Below are 18,054 nucleotides of genomic sequence, written 5' to 3' on the forward strand. Positions count from 1 at the left end.
GTTTTGATGACTGATAGTTCATATGCCGTCTTCTATTATGGGCTATTTATGCAAAACTTTTTAAGACTCATTTTTTTTCTAAAGGTTTGTGTACTGTTCTTTTGTTTTCTCCTAATTATATGTCATTACTTTGTACTATTATAGTCAAATTTTTTAACGTCCTTTTATTTCGTACTTGACGTTTTTGGCTGTCTAGAATTTCAAGACTTGCTTAAACATGCTGTCTTTGTTTTTAGTGATTTTTTTAAATTCTTGTGAAATTTCTCCGTCCTAGTTAATCATTTCATCTTTTGTACAGGATAAAAAAATGAGAGATGAGATCAAGAACGGCTTTGCAAATGATTTGATATGGATTTCGTTTCTCATAGTGAAGTAGTTATATTTTAATGTGTTTTTTTCTTTATATTAAAGTTAAACTGCTTTGGGGGAAATCCTCAGCCGAAAATCGGTTATTTAAAATCTGTTTTTAAATAATTGTAAAGTAATTCTTATATTTACGCACAAGAAAAGTATTAATGATGAATAAGACTGTAGGGGAAAAATTAAAGATGCTGCGTAAAGCGAAAAATATGTCACAAGAAGAAGTAGCAGACAGTCTTCATATATCACCATCGGCTTATGCAAGAATGGAACGTGGAGAAAGTACTTCCTGGGCAGTTCATTTTAAAAGGATTTGCGAGGTTTTTGAAATAGCACCGGAAGAATTAGTCCGAGAAGAGATAGGGGTTAAAACTTATGAGAGTTTGATGAATATTGATCAATTGATAGACTATTCTATGCTTGGTGTTTATCGAAAGATTATCAGAAAATACGAATTAGAGATTGAAGATCTTAAAAGTATAATTAAACATTTGAATAAAGAACAGGAATAAAAAAAGCTTCACCAATAAAGTGAAGCTTTTTTAGTATGGGAATTATATAATTAACGTGTAATACAGATTTAGTTGATCTCTTTAGTAACAATTTGCATGGTCTCGCGGCTCACTTGTTTTAGTAAAACGGTTTTGTTTTCCTCTACCGTTTGTGCCGCTTGTTCTGTAAAATGGCGAATCGTGTATAAAGTCACATTCTCGCTAAATTCTACTTTGAATTTTTTCGAAAGAATGGCGTTCAGGTCATTAAAATTCCCAAATTTATCTTCCACACAAACCGAAAAACTAATGGCAGAATTCTGAATCAGATTTACTTTTATTTTAAATTGGTGAAACAAAGCAAAAATCTCGCTGATATTCTCTTCCATAATAAAAGAAAAATCAATCGAAGAAAGAGAAATTAAAAGCTGTTCTCTTTTTACGATAAAACAAGGATATTGCGGCTCCAAATCGACACCTTTAGAAACACAAGTCCCTTTTAAAAGTGGATTAACAAAAGATTTTACGTACAGCGGAATTTCCTTTTTCTGTAAAGGCTGCAATGTTTTTGGGTGAATTACAGTAGCTCCGTAGAAAGCCAGCTCGATCGCTTCACGATAAGAAATCTGGTTTAATAAACTCGCATTTTCAAAATAACGCGGATCGGCATTCATAACTCCCGGAACGTCTTTCCAAATTGTAACACTTTCTGCATTCAGGCAGTAGGCAAAAATTCCGGCAGTATAGTCAGAACCCTCACGGCCTAAAGTAGTAGTAAAGTTATTCTCATCGGCGCCTAAGAATCCCTGAGTAATGTTTAAAACCTTACGAGGAACATTTTTACTGATATTTTGTTGGGTAACCTCCCAATCTACTTCTGCATCGCGGTAGTTGGCATTGGTTTTGATGAAATTTCGAACATCAAGCCATTGTGTTTGAATGCCCATAAAATTCATAAAATGACTTAAGATAGTCGTTGATATCAATTCTCCGAAGCTCACAATCTGATCGTAAACAAAATTATAGTTTGGAGATTTATTGTGCGCCAGGAAATATTCCAATTCAGAGAATAATGCTTTTACAGCAGTAAAAACAGCATGTTCTTCGTTCTCAAACAAATCCAGTAGAATTTGATTGTGGTATTTCTTTATTTCCTGTACGGATGAACTCAGTTCGGATGATTTATCAAAATAATTTTTGATTACTACTTCAAGAGCATTTGTCGTTTTTCCCATTGCGGAAACTACTAAAATCACATCTTCATAACCTACTTTTTGTAAAACGTCGTATACGTTTTTAATTCCTTCGGCATCTTTAACCGATGCTCCACCAAATTTAAATACTCTCATTTTTAATTTTAGATTTTTTATTTCAGATTTCAGACCGGATGAAATCTTGTACATGTTATTATTTTTTCTGTCATGAATCTATACTAATTGGTAAAATTCGTGGCAAAATATTGTTTTTTATAATTTTTCTAAAAACGAATTAATTCCCGTTTCGTCCATTTGAACAACTCTCCAGTCTTCAAGGATTTTTGCACCCGAATTCTCGTAGAATTTTACAGCAGGAGTATTCCAGTCCAAAACATTCCAATCGATTCGGAGAACATTATCCCGCTTTCCCTGTTTTATGATTTCGGCATAAAGTGCAGATCCTAGACCTGTACCTCTCATCTTCTCTTTAACGACCAAATCTTCAAGATGTATTGTTTTTCCTTTCCAGGTGGAGTATCGGTAATAGTAGAACGCGATTCCAACAATTTCTTTATGATTTTCGTCAGTATCAATTTCAGCAACAAACACATGAAACAGTGGTTTTTCACCAAAACCGTCACGTATTAAATCTGCTTCTGTAATCACTACAGCATTTGGTTCTTTTTCGAATATTGCCAACTCCTGTATTAATCCCAGAACCGATTTCATGTCTTCAGGATTCCCTTTTCTAATATTCATATATTCTTATTATTAAGCGTTTATTGGCTAAAAAAGTATTCTTTTGCTCAGTACTTTAGGGCTTTATTTAGCAAATATACAATAGTGGCAAACTAACGAAATAATTTTTAAACCATTCTCACAAAAAAAACGATATTTGTGACTTAAAAACAAAATTACAACGATTTAGTAATGGAAGAACGCAATAAAACACTGGGAGAGTTTATTATTGAGAACCAAAAAGCATTTCAATATTCGTCGGGGGAGCTTTCCCGAATTATCAATTCTATACGTTTGGCGGCCAAGGTCGTAAACTATAAAGTAAACAAAGCTGGATTGGTGGATATCATTGGCGCTGCAGGCGAGCAGAATATCCAGGGTGAAGACCAGCAAAAATTAGATGTATATGCAAACGAAGTATTTATTCAGACGTTAATTAACCGTGAGATTGTCTGTGGTATTGCTTCAGAAGAAAACGACGATTTTATTACTGTTCAGGGGAGCGACAACAGTCATAATAATAAGTACGTGATCTTAATGGATCCGCTGGACGGATCTTCGAATATCGATGTGAATGTATCAGTGGGAACCATTTTTTCGGTTTTCAGAAGAATTACACCTATCGGAACTCCGGTTACAAGCGAGGATTTTTTACAACCGGGAGTCAATCAGGTAGCAGCAGGATATGTTATTTACGGAACATCGACCATGTTGGTATACACAACAGGTCATGGTGTAAACGGATTTACCTTAAACCCTGCTATTGGAACATTCTATCTTTCACATCCTAATATGAAATTTCCACAAAATGGAAATATTTATTCAGTCAATGAAGGAAATTATGTTCACTTTCCACAAGGAGTAAAAAATTATATCAAATATTGTCAGAGAGAAGAAGAAGACAGACCTTACACTTCAAGATATATTGGAAGTTTAGTTTCTGATTTTCACCGAAATATGATCAAAGGAGGAATTTATATTTATCCAACCAGTTCAAAAGCACCAAAAGGGAAGCTGCGTTTGTTGTACGAATGTAATCCTATGGCTTTTATTGCAGAACAGGCAGGAGGAAAAGCAACAGATGGTTTTGGAAGAATTATGGAAATAAAGCCAACTGAATTGCACCAAAGAGTTCCATTTTTCTGCGGAAGTTACAACATGGTCGAAAAAGCAGAAGAATTTATGGCGGAAGCGCTTTAGTTTTTAGTCACAGTCACAGTTTTTAGTCGCAGTTTAAGCTGGACTAGAAACAGCAAACCCGACAGTTTTAGAGTGCACTCTAAAACTGTCGGGTTTATTTTTTATTTAGTTTTAGCTATAGTCTGAAAACTGAAAACTGCGACTGAATACTATTTATGCATGTGTTGCATTTCGTAAACAAAAGTATCACCGTCTACTTTTTTGTCGACTAATGATAATGCTTTAGAAATAATATAGTTTACGTTGCTTGGTGTAAAACCTAAAGCGATACCTAATTTTCGTAACATCACTTCTTGTTGGTCTTCAAGATGGTGATCTACGTGTACCATTCTTGTTAAGTCATACAAACGCTCTAAACGCTGTACGTGCAAATAAGGAGGATTGATAGGGTATTTTAATGGGTCGTTAAGAATTTCTTCGTATTCAGTTTCTGAAATTTCTAAACGTGCAGCCAATTTGTCCAAGAAATTTTTTTCTTCAGGATGTACAATTCCATCAGCTAGTGCTACACGAACAATAGCAGAAAAGTGACCTTTGTTTCTTTGTTTGAATTCGCTATCAAATAAATCTGAAAATGACATAATTATGGTTTTTTTTATCCTACAAAGATAATTTTTATTTTAAATTATTAATTTTAAAGTTCTCATAAAATTTAACTTAATTTTTATCGGTTGTTTTACTTTGGGACAGCTGTAATTGTTCAAAATAAATCGTAAGTTTACAACCCCTAATCATTATAATAGAGTACCCTTATGTCAGAATTTTGGATTTATTTTCAAATAGGATTAAAGCATGTTTTAGATATTAACGCTTATGATCACGTTCTTTTTTTAATAGCATTAACAACCCCTTATTTGTTTAAAGACTGGAAACGTATTTTGCTTCTCGTTTCTGTTTTTACAATTGGTCATACACTGGCTTTATTGCTTTCTGTTTACGGAATTATTGCGATAAAAGTGAATACTGTTGAGTTTTTAATTCCCATAACGATTTTAATTACTGCAGTTTTTAATCTCTTTACAGCCGGAAAGAACTCTAAAAATGATGGTTTGAATGTAGTGTTTTTTGTGACCTTATTTTTTGGAATTATACACGGACTTGGATTCTCGAATTATTTCAAAACTATTTTAGGAGGGTCACCTGGTTCAAAATTACTACCTTTAGGAGAATTTGCTTTAGGAATTGAAGCAGCACAACTGGTAGTGGTTTTTGTAGTTTTGATACTATCTTATATTGTGCAGACCATATTTCGTTTTTCAAAACGCGATTGGGCACTTGTAATGTCGGCTTTTGTTATCGGAGTGGTTATTCCCATGATTATTGAAAGCCCAATTTGGAACAGATAAAATAAATGAAGAAAAAAAAATTAAATAAATACGACAAAGCTTATCTGAGGATTGCCAAAGAATGGAGTTTATTGTCGTATTGCAAACGAAAGCAGGTAGGTGCTATTATTGTAAAAGACCGGATGATCATTTCGGATGGATACAATGGTACCCCGTCTGGTTTCGAAAATTGCTGTGAAGATGAGGAAGGATTAACCCGTTGGGACGTTCTTCATGCCGAGGCAAATGCCATTTTGAAAGTAGCAAGATCAACGCAATCCTGTGAAGGAGCGACTCTGTATATTACACTTTCACCTTGCAAAGAATGCAGTAAATTAATACATCAGTCGGGTATAAAAAGAGTGGTGTATCATGACGGATATCGTGACGATTCCGGAATACAGTTTTTAATAAAAGCGGGTGTCGAAGTCGAACATATTCCTGTTTTAGAAGAGTAAATGAAATTTAATTCAAAATATTTACCACTTGTTATCGGAGCAACTTTAGCTCTGGGTATCGTTCTCGGAAGCCTTATGAATGCTCCCGCAGATGATCAGCTTTTGGCTAAAAATTACTCAAAAACCAAACTGAACAAGCTGATCGATTTTATCAATAATGAATATGTCGACAGTATCAACACCGATTCAATTGTAAATCTTACAGTCGATAATATCTTATCAAAATTAGATCCGCATTCCGTTTATATCCCCCCAACAGAACAGGCCGAAGTAGCCGAAAGTATGAAAGGGGATTTTGTAGGGATTGGGATTAATTTTTACATGTATAAAGATTCTGTTGCCATTATAAAACCAATTGAAAATGGGCCTTCAGCAAAAGCCGGAATAAAGTCCGGGGATCGTATTCTATTTGCCGGAAAAACCAAATTGTTCGGACGCAGACTGTCTTCAGATATTTTGTTTTCTAAGTTAAAAGGATTAAAAGGATCTGAGATTGAACTGACTGTTTTTAGAAGGTCAGAACAGAAGAAACTTAAGTTTAAAGTAAAAAGAGATATTATCCCGATCAAAAGCGTCGATGCTTCACTGCTGCTGGGGAATAATGCCGGATATATCAAAATCAATCGTTTTGCCGAAACTACTTTTAATGAGTTTAAGAGTGGTCTGGAGAGATTGAAGCAAAAAGGAATCGAGTCGCTGGTGATTGATCTTCGTGACAATGGCGGTGGTTATATGGAAGAAGCCAGCGCAATTGCAGATGAATTTTTAAAAGACAAACAGCTGATCGTTTTTACTAAAAATAAAAACGGTACTACCGAGAAAACTTATGCTACCAAAGCAGGCAGTTTTGAAACCGGTAAAGTGTATGTGCTGATTAATGAAAATAGTGCATCGGCCAGTGAAATTCTGGCAGGAGCATTACAGGATAATGACCGTGCGATCATTGTAGGTCGACGTTCTTTCGGAAAAGGTCTGGTGCAGCGTGAAATGGATTTCAACGACGGATCGGCAGTGAGACTGACCGTGGCTCGTTATTACACCCCAACCGGAAGATCGATTCAGAAGCCTTATAAAAAAGGAAATGAAGACTATTTTAAGGAATCTGAGGCCCGTATAAAATCAGGTGAACTTTATGCAAAAGACAGTATAAAAGTAGCTGATTCTTTAAAGTTTAAAACACCAAAAGGTAAAATTGTATATGGCGGTGGCGGAATTGTTCCTGATGTTTTCGTGCCAATGGAGGCGGAGCATGGAAATGAAAATGTGGCCTACCTGATGCAAACCGGAATTGTAGGGCATTTCGTTTTTGAAGAATTGGATAAAAATAGAGCTGTATTTGCCGGACTTCATTTTAATGAGTTTTTAGCAAAGATGAAGAGTTCTGATCTGTATTTTAAAAAGTTCAAAACCTATGTGCTGTCAGCTGGTTTAGATTTAAAATTTGACAAAACCAAAGCATTGGTAAATCGATATATCACTGCTGAGTTTGCCAGACAATTGTATGGCGAATTGTATTATTACGATGTTATTTTAAAAGAAGATGCCATGATCAAGGCTGTTTTGAAACCAAACAAGTAATCCCTAATCTTCATCAGATGAAAATAGAAACTATTGTAAATGCTGAGATTGAACTATTAACGGCCATGAAAAGTGCAGATGTTCCAACTTTGGAAAAGATGCTGCACGACGATTTACTTTTTAATTTACCGGACGGACAAACTATTACGAAAGAGTTTGATTTAAATTCGTATCGTTCAGGTAAGATGCAAATAGATGCATTAGAAGCTTCGGATCAGATTATAAACGTAATTGGTGACTCGGCTGTGGTTGCGGTGACGATTTTATTAAAGGGAAGCTTTAATCATAATCCCTTTAATGGAACTTTCAGGTATATCAGGGTTTGGAAACAGTTTGATGAAAATCTGAAAGTAATTGCCGGCAGCTGTATTCAATTGCAGTAAAAAAGATCTAAGCTGGATTTTGTTAATCTGAGTGCTTTTGTGCTAACTTTTCCGGGGTTTTATCGAATACTGTCGTGTGCATGAGTCTGCACGCCATTGTTCCATAAAGTTAAGATGTCAGTCGCTACGGCAGCACCACTTCCGGCTGCAATCGCTAATTGACTTCTCCAGCCTGCCAGAGTTCCTGTAACGTAAATGCCGTCAGCAACCTTGTGGTCGTCGTTTTTAAGCTGGATGCGTTGTTTTTCTGGAAGTGCTTTTTTGTGTGGCTCGATGTATTGCATCAAACCTTCTATGTCAAAAGTATTTGCTGAACCAATACCGATCACGATACTTTTTGTTTTATAGGAGTTTTTGTTGGTAGTTACAAGGAAGTCCGGATATGAGCCTTCAACTTTAACTACCTTTTCGTTTTCTATCTGAGTGATATGAGGATAAGTTTTGGCTAAATCCTGAGTGCTTTCTACTAACAAATCAGATCCCAGTTTGCCAGGTGTAATGCCATAAGCATTGAAAAAAATGGCTTCCTGTAGAGAAGAGTTTTTTTGATGTGTAAAAATTCCAATTTTCTTATCGGTTACAAAAGCTTTGTTTTTGGCTGATCCCAATACAAGAGCGCAGGACATGCCTGAAACACCTCCTCCAATAATTAAAACATCAAACATAGGATTATCGTCCGTTTGTTTTTTCTTCAATTCTTTTAGAGATTCTGAAAATCAAAAGAATTAAAACGGCGCAAAATGAAGCAGCGATTCCAATAAAAGCAACTACACTGTCTCCTTGAAAAGGATTTTTGAAGTCCAGTAGCGTAATATTAAAAACGATTAATGCCAGGGCTAAAAGCACTAAAATGGAAGTGAAAATTTTCATAATGGTTGTTTGTTTGTCTAAAATAATAAAGTAGAACCGTCAGATGTGAAAAGTATCTTAAAGTTATATTTTAGAAATTTTATGGGGTAAATTTATAAAAATAAATGTTAGACAAACAAACCTTTAACATTAGCAGCAAATAATTTAACAGCAATTGCTAAAAGGATTACTCCAAAGGTCTTGCGAACTACGCCAAGTCCGTTTTCTCCTAATAAATTTTCTATTTTTTTAGATGATTTCAAAACAACGTAAACCAAAATAATATTCAGTAAAATGGCAATAATGATGTTAATTGTGTGAAACTGAGAGCGTAATGACAATAAAGTTGTCATGGTACCGGCACCTGCAATTAAGGGGAAGGCCAAAGGGACAATCGAAGCTGATCCTGGTTCTTCATCACGATAAATTCGGATTCCTAAAATCATTTCTAAAGCCAGAAAGAATAATACAAATGAACCTGCAACAGCAAAAGAATGTACGTCAATTCCAATAAGATGCAGAAAGCCTTCTCCGACAAAAAGAAAAGTAATCATAATCAGACCGGCTACAATCGAAGCTTTCTCTGATTCTATATGGCCGACTTTCGCTCTTAAATTTAATATAATCGGAATCGATCCGACAATATCGATTACGGCAAAAAGTACCATTCCAACGGTGATAATTTCCTTAAAATCAATTTCTAACATAATTTTTTTATTTACTGTTTAGAGATGTGCAAAAGTAGATAATAAAGTTAATGCTTTTTTGTGATATAGTCAAAGCACTGTATTTTTGTTATAAAAACACGTGTTGTTGCTTAAAAAAATGATTTTTATAACAATTACTGCGTTGTTTTGCATATTTGCAAGGCGTTTGCCGAAAAATGTTGCGGCGGTTTTTTGTGCAAGACCGGCATAAAGTGTTTTGCATGACAATCTGTTGGGTAAGCATGAGAAAAGAATAGGCAGAATATCTGCTTTCTTTGCGTATCTTTGCACTTTATAAATTACAGTATTTCAATATCATGTTTCAATTAGGGAAAACCATTATTTCAGAAGATATTCTTGAAAAAGAATTTGTGTGCAACTTGTCAGCTTGTAAAGGAGCTTGCTGTGTTGATGGAGATGCCGGTGCGCCTTTGAGTGAAGCTGAGACTAAAATTCTGGAAGAAATCTATCCTAAAGTAAAACCTTTCTTGCGAAAAGAGGGGATTGCTGCCATCGAAGCTCAGGGTACCTGGGTAAAAGGAACGGATGGTGATCTTGAAACGACTCTGATTGATAATAAAGACTGTGCCTATGTTATTTTTGATGGCAAGACCGCACTTTGCGGAATCGAGCAGGCGTACAATCAGGGAATCGTAGACTGGAAAAAACCTGTTTCCTGTCATTTATATCCAATCCGGGTGAAAGACTTTACAGAGTTTGCTGCTGTAAACTATGACAAGTGGGACATTTGCGACGATGCCTGTTCGTTAGGTAAGGAGTTGGAAGTTCCAGTGTATAAATTTGTTAAAGAAGCATTAATTCGCCGCTTTGGACAGGACTGGTATTTGGAGCTTGAAAAAGTTGCGGAAGAACTCAAAAAATCGTAAAAAATCGGCAGCCATTACTGTTGCTGGGGAGTGCTCAGATTTTGATTAAAAAAGCATTTGAGAAGTCAGGTAAAAACTTTTAAAAACATTTGAAATTTTCTTGCTTTTTGTTTCAAAAATTCTATATTTTACTTCCAAAAATGAGATGAAATTTAATATTAATTTGCTTGTTTTCAGTATTTTAGTTATTGTATGAAAAATATCTCATTTTCGACGTGTTGTTAAAAACTACGTCCGATTGTGAATAAGTTTGGCTTTTATTTTAGGCAACAAATGACAATCTTTGTAGTCTACTGAATGAGTTAAAATTTAGTATAAAAATTAAAGAAAAATTTCATGTTACAAGTCGAGCCAATATTACAAGAAAACAAAAATCGTTTCGTTATTTTCCCAATAAAACACCATGATATTTGGGAATGGTACAAGAAGATGGAGGCTAGTTTCTGGACTGCCGAAGAAATCGATTTGCACCAAGACTTGACTGACTGGAATAATAAATTAAGTGACGACGAAAGATACTTCATCAAGCACATTTTAGCTTTTTTTGCAGCTTCTGACGGAATTGTAAATGAAAACCTTGCAGAGAACTTTGTAAATGAAGTTCAATATGCCGAAGCTAAATTTTTCTATGGTTTTCAAATTATGATGGAGAATATTCATAGTGAGACGTATTCTTTATTAATTGATACCTATGTGAAAGATGAAGCAGAGAAAGCAGAATTGTTTAATGCTTTAGAAGTTTTTCCTGCAATTGGTAAAAAAGCAGAATGGGCTTTAAAATGGATCGAATCGGATTCGTTTGCTGAAAGACTAATTGCTTTTGCAGCGGTGGAGGGGATCTTTTTCTCAGGCGCTTTCTGTTCTATTTATTGGTTGAAAAAACGTGGTTTAATGCCAGGTTTAACTTTTTCGAATGAATTGATTTCACGTGACGAAGGTGTACACTGTGATTTTGCAGTGCACTTACACAATCATCACCTGGTTAATAAAGTGCCAAAAGACAGAATTAAAGAAATCATCGTTGATGCTTTAAATATCGAAAGAGAGTTTGTAACAGAATCTCTTCCGGTAAGTTTAATAGGAATGAATGCAACTTTAATGACGCAATATTTAGAGTTTGTTGCGGATAGATTATTAGTAGAATTAGGTTGCGAGCGTGTGTATGGATCAGCGAATCCGTTTGACTTCATGGACATGATTTCTCTTCAGGGAAAAACTAATTTCTTTGAAAAACGTGTTGCGGAGTATCAAAAATCAGGTGTGATGAACACAGACAGTGATGCTCAGAAAATTTCATTTGATGCAGATTTTTAGCCAACAGCAATAAATTTAGTGTATTCCAAGACGCTAAAAAAGTAAATCATTTTATAAGATTGAATCTTCATCCCAAATCGTTGATTCAAGTACAATTTTTAATGCCTTTCAGTTTGTTTTTTCAAACTGGAAACAGACAACTATTGAGAATCCTGCAATTCTCAAAAAATAATTTAAAAACACACAATGTTTAAGCCTTGGAAATCGTTATTCCCGAGACTTTCATTTTTTCAATAACTAAAAAAGTAAGCTTATGTATGTAGTAAAAAGAGATGGCCATAAAGAGCCGGTAATGTTTGATAAGATTACAGAAAGAATCAAAAAATTGTGTTACGGTTTAAATGAACTTGTAGATCCTGTTAAGGTAGCGATGAGGGTTATTGAAGGATTGTATGATGGGGTTTCGACTTCTGAATTGGATAATCTTGCAGCAGAAACAGCGGCTTCTATGACTATTGCGCATCCTGATTATGCACAATTGGCGGCACGTGTGGCAATTTCAAATCTACATTCCAATACCAAGAAATCGTTCTCCGAAACGATGAAGGATATGTACAATTACGTAAATCCAAGAAACGGACAAGAGGCTCCGTTACTTTCGGATGAAGTATTTGAAGTAATTCAGGAAAACTCTGCTTTCTTAGATTCTCATATCATTTACACAAGAGACTTTAATTACGATTACTTTGGTTTTAAAACCTTAGAGCGTTCTTATCTGTTAAAAATAAACGGTAAAATCGTCGAAAGACCGCAGCATATGTTAATGCGTGTTTCGGTGGGTATTCACCTTGACGATTTGAAATCAGTAATTGAAACCTACGACTTAATGTCTAAAAAGTTCTTTACGCATGCAACACCAACGTTGTTCAATGCGGGAACTCCAAAACCACAAATGTCTTCTTGTTTCCTATTGGCCATGCAGGACGATAGTATTGATGGTATTTATGATACTTTAAAACAAACTGCTAAAATCTCACAATCGGCGGGAGGAATTGGACTTTCTATTCATAACGTTCGTGCGACGGGATCGTACATTCGTGGTACAAACGGAACTTCAAACGGAATTGTTCCGATGTTGAGAGTTTTCAACGATACTGCTCGTTATGTAGACCAAGGTGGCGGAAAACGTAAAGGAAGTTTTGCCATTTACATCGAAACCTGGCATGCTGATATCTTTGATTTCTTAGATTTAAAGAAAAATACAGGAAAAGAAGAAATGCGTGCGAGAGATTTATTTTTCGCAATGTGGACTTCAGATTTATTCATGAAACGTGTACAGGAAGATACTACCTGGACTTTAATGTGTCCTAATGAGTGTCCTGGGCTGTACGATGTGTATGGAGAAGAATTTGAAGCATTGTATACCGATTATGAATTTAGAGGAAAAGGTAGAAAAACGATTCGTGCACGTGAATTATGGGAGAAAATCCTCGAATCACAAATCGAAACAGGAACACCATATATGTTGTACAAAGATGCAGCAAACCGTAAATCAAATCACAAGAATTTAGGAACCATTCGTTCGTCTAACTTGTGTACGGAGATTATGGAGTACACTTCTAAAGATGAAATTGCAGTTTGTAACCTGGCTTCTATTTCATTACCAATGTTTATTGATAACGGAAAATTCGATCACGAAGCACTTTACAATGTTACGAAACGTGTAACTCGTAACCTAAACAAGGTAATCGACAGAAACTATTACCCGGTTAAAGAAGCAGAAAACTCAAACATGCGTCACCGCCCAGTAGGATTAGGAGTGCAAGGTTTAGCCGATGCTTTCATCATGTTGCGTATGCCTTTTACAAGTGATCAGGCTAAAGCATTAAACCAGGAAATTTTCGAAACTTTATACTTTGCAGCTGTAACCGCTTCTATGGAAATGGCAAAAGAAGAAGGTCCGTATTCAACTTTCGCAGGTTCTCCAATGTCACAGGGAGAATTCCAATACAATATGTGGGGATTGAAAGACGAAGAATTATCAGGTCGCTGGGACTGGGCATCCTTAAGAAAAGAAGTAATGGAACATGGAGTTCGTAACTCATTATTGGTTGCGCCAATGCCAACTGCTTCGACTTCGCAGATTCTTGGAAACAATGAAGCTTTCGAACCGTATACCTCAAACATTTACACACGTCGCGTATTGTCTGGAGAATTCATCGTAGTAAACAAACATTTACTTCATGATTTAGTAGACAGAGGTTTGTGGAACGAAGATTTGAAACAAGAAATTATGCGTCATAACGGATCTGTTCAAAACATTGATATTGTACCACAAGATTTAAAAGATCTTTATAAAACAGTTTGGGAAATGTCGATGAAAGATATTATCGATATGTCACGTCAAAGAGGTTACTTCATTGATCAATCGCAATCGTTAAACTTGTTCATGCAGGATGCTAACTATTCTAAACTAACGTCTATGCACTTCTACGCTTGGCAATCAGGTTTAAAAACAGGAATGTATTACCTAAGAACAAAATCAGCAGTTGATGCGATTAAGTTTACGTTGAACAACGATAAAAAAGAAGAAACAACCAGTACTTTAGTCCCGGAAACTGAAGCAATCAGCGTTGAAGATTACAAAGCAATGTTGCTAAAAGCGCAAGCTGGAGATCCTGAGGATTGTGAAATGTGTGGGTCTTAACGATTTTAGATTTTAGATTTTAGATTTCAGATTTTTAGAATATAAAAGCAGTTATCGTAAGGATAGCTGCTTTTTTTATTGGCAATCTAGATAAACGAGGTATTTTGGCTGACTTCTTTTTGATATAGTTCATGGTTGAAACTTAGAAATACAAGATATTTTGTAGTAGGCCTCGCAATATTTTTTTATATTATTATGGATTGTCTTCAGCTTTAGCTGGAGCTTTTTAGTTTTTTTAAGATGGCTTTAGCCGAAATGTTTTTCTATGATTGTATTGCAGCCTTCAGTTATAGATGCTGACAATTCAAATACAATATCCCCAAAAATTCCCCGTTTTAAGAATTACCAAAGATTTTAAAGCCTTAGCACCTTAGTAACTAAGCATCTCAGAACCTTCTCTTTAAACCTTTAAGAGAAAGTCAAGTCTTATTGTAATAATTTCTGAATTATGAAAAAAAGCAATCTTTGGTCATTACGATTGGGTTTTTCCGGAAAAGAATCCGATTCGATTGAAAAATTAGGAATAGAAAAATTCCTGAAGCAGTCCTATCAATCAAAATTTGATACCCAGCTCCCCGCTTTTCTGGAAGATGATCCCAAAACATTAGTAGAACTCAAAGAACTTAAAGAGTCTATTAAAGTGGCAGATTCAGAGGGAAAAAAGAAAGCCCTGAAAAAGGAATTCTACTCCGCTGTAGAGTTGAGAAAATGGTGGATCGGAAAAATGCGTAATGACGAATTTCCATTACGGGAGAACATGGTTTGCTTTTGGCACAATCACTTTGTCTCCACTTCTCAAAAAGTAAAAGTCAATTACTGGATTTACCAGCACAATATGATTCTGCGGGAACATGCCTTTGGAAACTTTAAAGAGCTTATCAAGCAAATCATAAAATCGAATGCTATGGTAAAGTATCTGGATAATGTCGATAACAAAAAAGGAAAATACAACGAGAATCTCAGTCGTGAATTATTGGAATTGTTTACCATTGGAATTGGAAACTACACCGAAAGCGACATTAAGAACGGAGCCAGAGCTTTGGCCGGACTGAATTACGGCGACAACAGGGCTGCTTACAGACGGTTTGCTGAAGATGATTCAGACAAAACCTATTTTGGTAAAATCGGAAACTGGAAAGCAGATGATTTGGTCGATATTATTTTCGAACAGAAAAACATTCCATATCTCATTACCCGAAAAATTCTGAAATGGTTCATTTATGACAATCCGCCTGAAGATTTGGTCACTTACTATGGAGATTATTTTAGAAAGGTGAAATTTGAAATACAGCCTTTGCTGACCAAAATTTTTACCGAAGAGTATAAGAAAGAGAATTCAGGAACCAAAATCAAAGATCCGTTAGTTTACATTTTACAGCTTTTAGAGGAACTGCATATCGACGATGTTGATGAGAGTATGATTTTGTTTTTTCTGAAGCAACAAGGAATGGATTTATACAATCAGGTTAATGTGAAAGGCTGGGAGGGAGGAAATTCCTGGCTGACTTCTCAGGTGTATCTGCAGCGCAACAACACAGCCGATTTACTTTGTTCAGGAAAAAGTATCACTCGAAAAACGTTGAACACCATGACTGCCGATGCTGAAAAACCAAAACCGCAGTTTGAAAAAGTAGATGTAAAAATGGACTTTGACACCAATGGTACTAATAAAACCATCATCACGGAACTTTCCAACAGATTATTGTTTAAAGTAAATGATTCGATGCAAAAAGACATGGAGAATTTACTAAAATACGATTTCGATCCCAAAGAGGAACACGCCAATTTTGCCGTAATTCGGCTCTTCAATTATATTACAAAACTGCCCGAGTATCAATTAATTTAGAAGTTATTATCATGAACAGAAGGAATTTTCTAACGCTTACAGGAACTCTTACCGGCGGAATGTTGGTGCTTCCTGATTTTTTACACGCATTTGGTTCGCAGAGTAGTTTAATTGTAGGCGAGCAATGTGTGGTGTTTGTTCAGTTAAATGGGGGAAATGATGGATTGAATACTTTTATACCGTACGACAATCCGCTGTATTACGACTATCGTACAAAAATAGCTTTGAATAGAGACGTTGTTATTGGTAAAAATAAAGGAATGGCATTTCATCCGGCATTGAAAGATCTGGCTCAGATACAGCAAAACGGAGATTTGACCGTAATTCAAAATGTAGGTTATCCCGAACCCATCCGATCACACTTTAGAAGTCAGGAAATTTGGCAAACCGCAACAGATTCTAATAAGTATAGTAACGAAGGCTGGTTAGGACGTTATTTAGATTTACAATGCAACGGACATCAGGCTACAGCGGGAATAAATCTGGATTCGATCGATAATCTGGCCTTAAAAGGAAATGAACCTAATTTTATAACCGTAAAAGACCCAAACCGATTTAAGGTAAAATCAGATAAAGAAGTAAATGTAACCTTGTCTGATAATCCGCAATTGGATTTTGTTCGAAAAATTGCCAATTCGGTTACAGAGGGATCGGATGAAATTCAGAAGGCATTGACAAAATCAAAGTCGGAAATTAGTTATTCGAAAACAGAATTGTCTAAAAACCTGGAATGGATTGGCCGATTGATTAAAGGAAATCTAAATTCGAAAGTATATTATACCTCGCTGGGCGGATTTGACACTCATGACAATCAGCTGGCTTTGCACGAAAGAAAATTAAGGGAGCTGAATGACGCCTTGTATAGTTTTTATCAGGATTTGAAACAGGCAAAGCTGCTTCAGAATGTAACGGTTGTAGTTTTTTCTGAATTTGGAAGACGTGTTAAAGATAATGGAAACGGCACAGATCACGGAACTGCAGCGCCAATGTTTATAATTGGCGGAAACAACAGAGGGACAATTTTAGGTAAGAACCCTGATTTATCTAATTTGGATAACGGAGATCTGAAACATGAAATTGATTTTAGAAGTGTGTACGCCTCATTATTACAGCAAAAAATGAATTTCGATTACACTAAAATTGGAATTAAGAATGCACCGGTTTCGGGATTATTTTAGGATTGCGAGAGAGCTACGAATTCACGGATTTTTTGTTTAAAAGCTGCAATAGTTTGAAATCATTCGTGAATTCGGGGCAAATAAATAGTGTTCTTAATTTACTCTATTCAAGGCAATTTTTAATTAATTTTGTACTATTGATAATGTATTAATACTGAAAATATGGAAATTAAAAATCTATCTAAATATAGTAATGCCGAAAAAATTGTTTTGGCAGAGCAATTGTGGGACAGTGTTTCTAAAGATGATTTAGAAATTTCTGATGATGTTAAAAGAGAATTAGATATTCGGATACAAAACTTAGAAGAAGGAAAGTCAGAATTGTATTCTTGGGAAGAGGTTCAGGCTCATTTGAAAGCTATAAAAAATAAATTTTGAAATGACATTAAATATACAACTACTATTTCCTCTTTTAATAACTTCAATAATTACAATGTTTGGATGGTTTATATTGCATAAACTTGGTCAAAAAAGAGATTTAGAGAATAAAAGGAAAGATTTAAGAATTACATATTTGATTGAAGCATGGAAGAAATTGGAGTATGCTTCTAATAGAGAACTTAATGAATTAGAATTTATAGAATATATTGAAAATTCAATAGCATTGATTCAGTTATTCGGAACAACGAATCAAATCATATTAGCTAAAAATATTGCTGACGATATGAAAAAAACTACGATAACGAGCTTAGATTTAATATTAGAAGACTTAAGAGATGATTTAAGGAATGAGTTAAATCTTGAAAAATTAAATAGAAAAATGGTATTTGTGAGATATAAGAAAAAGATCTAAGATATTTATTGCCAAATTTTTAAAAGCTACGAATAAAATCTTAGGAACTTAGTACCTCAGAACCTTAGTATCTTAGAAAAACCAATTGTAAATATCTCATTTTA

General features: G+C 35.2%; 19 protein-coding genes. 13 read left to right on the plus strand and 6 right to left on the minus strand.

Annotated elements, in window-relative coordinates:
- The first annotated feature begins 515 nt into the window (after nt 1-515).
- The gene (locus JO950_RS17590; protein WP_202703813.1) at nt 516-872 is read left to right on the plus strand and encodes a helix-turn-helix domain-containing protein; all 357 of its coding nucleotides are present in this window, start codon (nt 516-518) and stop codon (nt 870-872) included.
- 68 nt (nt 873-940) lie between these two features.
- Here the strand turns inward: JO950_RS17590 and JO950_RS17595 are convergent, their stop codons facing one another.
- The gene (locus JO950_RS17595; RefSeq protein ID WP_202703814.1) at nt 941-2,200 is read right to left on the minus strand and encodes an aspartate kinase; all 1,260 of its coding nucleotides are present in this window, start codon (nt 2,198-2,200) and stop codon (nt 941-943) included.
- Between the two features lie 117 nt (nt 2,201-2,317).
- Nucleotides 2,318-2,806, minus strand: coding sequence for a GNAT family N-acetyltransferase (locus tag JO950_RS17600; RefSeq protein WP_017496191.1), 489 nt, complete (start codon nt 2,804-2,806; stop codon nt 2,318-2,320).
- Nucleotides 2,807-2,977: 171 nt separating this feature from the next.
- Here JO950_RS17600 and fbp point away from each other — a divergent pair, with 171 nt between their 5' ends.
- On the plus strand, nt 2,978-3,985 hold the full coding sequence (gene fbp / locus JO950_RS17605; RefSeq protein ID WP_202703815.1) for a class 1 fructose-bisphosphatase: 1,008 nt from the start codon (nt 2,978-2,980) through the stop codon (nt 3,983-3,985).
- A gap of 149 nt (nt 3,986-4,134) precedes the next feature.
- Here fbp and JO950_RS17610 read toward each other — a convergent pair whose 3' ends face one another.
- Nucleotides 4,135-4,566, minus strand: a complete 432-nt coding sequence (locus JO950_RS17610; RefSeq protein WP_017496189.1) for a TerB family tellurite resistance protein — start codon at nt 4,564-4,566, stop codon at nt 4,135-4,137.
- A gap of 171 nt (nt 4,567-4,737) precedes the next feature.
- Here JO950_RS17610 and JO950_RS17615 point away from each other — a divergent pair, with 171 nt between their 5' ends.
- The 4 genes from JO950_RS17615 to JO950_RS17630 are packed head-to-tail and all read left to right on the plus strand — an operon-like array spanning nt 4,738 to nt 7,729.
- Nucleotides 4,738-5,331 (plus strand): HupE/UreJ family protein, encoded by a 594-nt coding sequence (locus JO950_RS17615; protein ID WP_202703816.1) that lies wholly within the window; start codon nt 4,738-4,740, stop codon nt 5,329-5,331.
- A gap of 5 nt (nt 5,332-5,336) precedes the next feature.
- Nucleotides 5,337-5,768 (plus strand): dCMP deaminase family protein, encoded by a 432-nt coding sequence (locus JO950_RS17620; protein WP_017496187.1) that lies wholly within the window; start codon nt 5,337-5,339, stop codon nt 5,766-5,768.
- Nucleotides 5,769-7,346 carry a S41 family peptidase gene (locus tag JO950_RS17625; RefSeq protein WP_202703817.1) on the plus strand — a complete coding sequence of 526 codons (1,578 nt, stop codon included), beginning with the start codon at nt 5,769-5,771 and terminating at the stop codon, nt 7,344-7,346.
- Between the two features lie 17 nt (nt 7,347-7,363).
- A complete protein-coding gene (locus tag JO950_RS17630; RefSeq protein WP_202703818.1) occupies nt 7,364-7,729 on the plus strand; it encodes a nuclear transport factor 2 family protein in 366 nt (121 codons plus the stop codon).
- A 59-nt stretch (nt 7,730-7,788) separates the two neighbouring features.
- Here JO950_RS17630 and JO950_RS17635 read toward each other — a convergent pair whose 3' ends face one another.
- The 3 genes from JO950_RS17635 to JO950_RS17645 form a co-directional block, all read right to left on the minus strand.
- Nucleotides 7,789-8,394 carry an FAD-dependent oxidoreductase gene (locus JO950_RS17635; protein WP_202703824.1) on the minus strand — a complete coding sequence of 202 codons (606 nt, stop codon included), beginning with the start codon at nt 8,392-8,394 and terminating at the stop codon, nt 7,789-7,791.
- Nucleotides 8,395-8,398: 4 nt separating this feature from the next.
- Nucleotides 8,399-8,599, minus strand: coding sequence for a hypothetical protein (locus JO950_RS17640; protein ID WP_017496183.1), 201 nt, complete (start codon nt 8,597-8,599; stop codon nt 8,399-8,401).
- A 107-nt stretch (nt 8,600-8,706) separates the two neighbouring features.
- Nucleotides 8,707-9,285, minus strand: coding sequence for a MarC family protein (locus JO950_RS17645; protein WP_017496182.1), 579 nt, complete (start codon nt 9,283-9,285; stop codon nt 8,707-8,709).
- A 317-nt stretch (nt 9,286-9,602) separates the two neighbouring features.
- Here JO950_RS17645 and JO950_RS17650 point away from each other — a divergent pair, with 317 nt between their 5' ends.
- The 7 genes from JO950_RS17650 to JO950_RS17680 all read left to right on the plus strand — a co-directional run bounded on the left by JO950_RS17650 (nt 9,603) and on the right by JO950_RS17680 (nt 17,950).
- A complete protein-coding gene (locus tag JO950_RS17650) occupies nt 9,603-10,172 on the plus strand; it encodes a DUF3109 family protein (protein WP_017496181.1) in 570 nt (189 codons plus the stop codon).
- A 336-nt stretch (nt 10,173-10,508) separates the two neighbouring features.
- Entirely contained in the window at nt 10,509-11,486 is a 978-nt protein-coding gene (locus tag JO950_RS17655) for a ribonucleotide-diphosphate reductase subunit beta (RefSeq protein ID WP_070906526.1), read from the plus strand.
- A 253-nt stretch (nt 11,487-11,739) separates the two neighbouring features.
- The gene (locus tag JO950_RS17660; protein ID WP_202703819.1) at nt 11,740-14,133 is read left to right on the plus strand and encodes a ribonucleoside-diphosphate reductase subunit alpha; all 2,394 of its coding nucleotides are present in this window, start codon (nt 11,740-11,742) and stop codon (nt 14,131-14,133) included.
- Between the two features lie 448 nt (nt 14,134-14,581).
- Entirely contained in the window at nt 14,582-15,979 is a 1,398-nt protein-coding gene (locus tag JO950_RS17665) for a DUF1800 domain-containing protein (RefSeq protein ID WP_202703820.1), read from the plus strand.
- Nucleotides 15,980-15,990: 11 nt separating this feature from the next.
- Nucleotides 15,991-17,157 (plus strand): DUF1501 domain-containing protein, encoded by a 1,167-nt coding sequence (locus JO950_RS17670; protein WP_202703821.1) that lies wholly within the window; start codon nt 15,991-15,993, stop codon nt 17,155-17,157.
- A gap of 162 nt (nt 17,158-17,319) precedes the next feature.
- Nucleotides 17,320-17,535, plus strand: coding sequence for an addiction module protein (locus JO950_RS17675; protein WP_202703822.1), 216 nt, complete (start codon nt 17,320-17,322; stop codon nt 17,533-17,535).
- Nucleotide 17,536: 1 nt separating this feature from the next.
- Nucleotides 17,537-17,950 (plus strand): hypothetical protein, encoded by a 414-nt coding sequence (locus tag JO950_RS17680; protein WP_202703823.1) that lies wholly within the window; start codon nt 17,537-17,539, stop codon nt 17,948-17,950.
- Nucleotides 17,951-18,054: the final 104 nt, after the last annotated feature.

The sequence above is a fragment of the Flavobacterium sp. UGB4466 genome (assembly GCF_903469665.1).
In the GTDB taxonomy this organism is placed as follows: domain Bacteria; phylum Bacteroidota; class Bacteroidia; order Flavobacteriales; family Flavobacteriaceae; genus Flavobacterium; species Flavobacterium lipolyticum.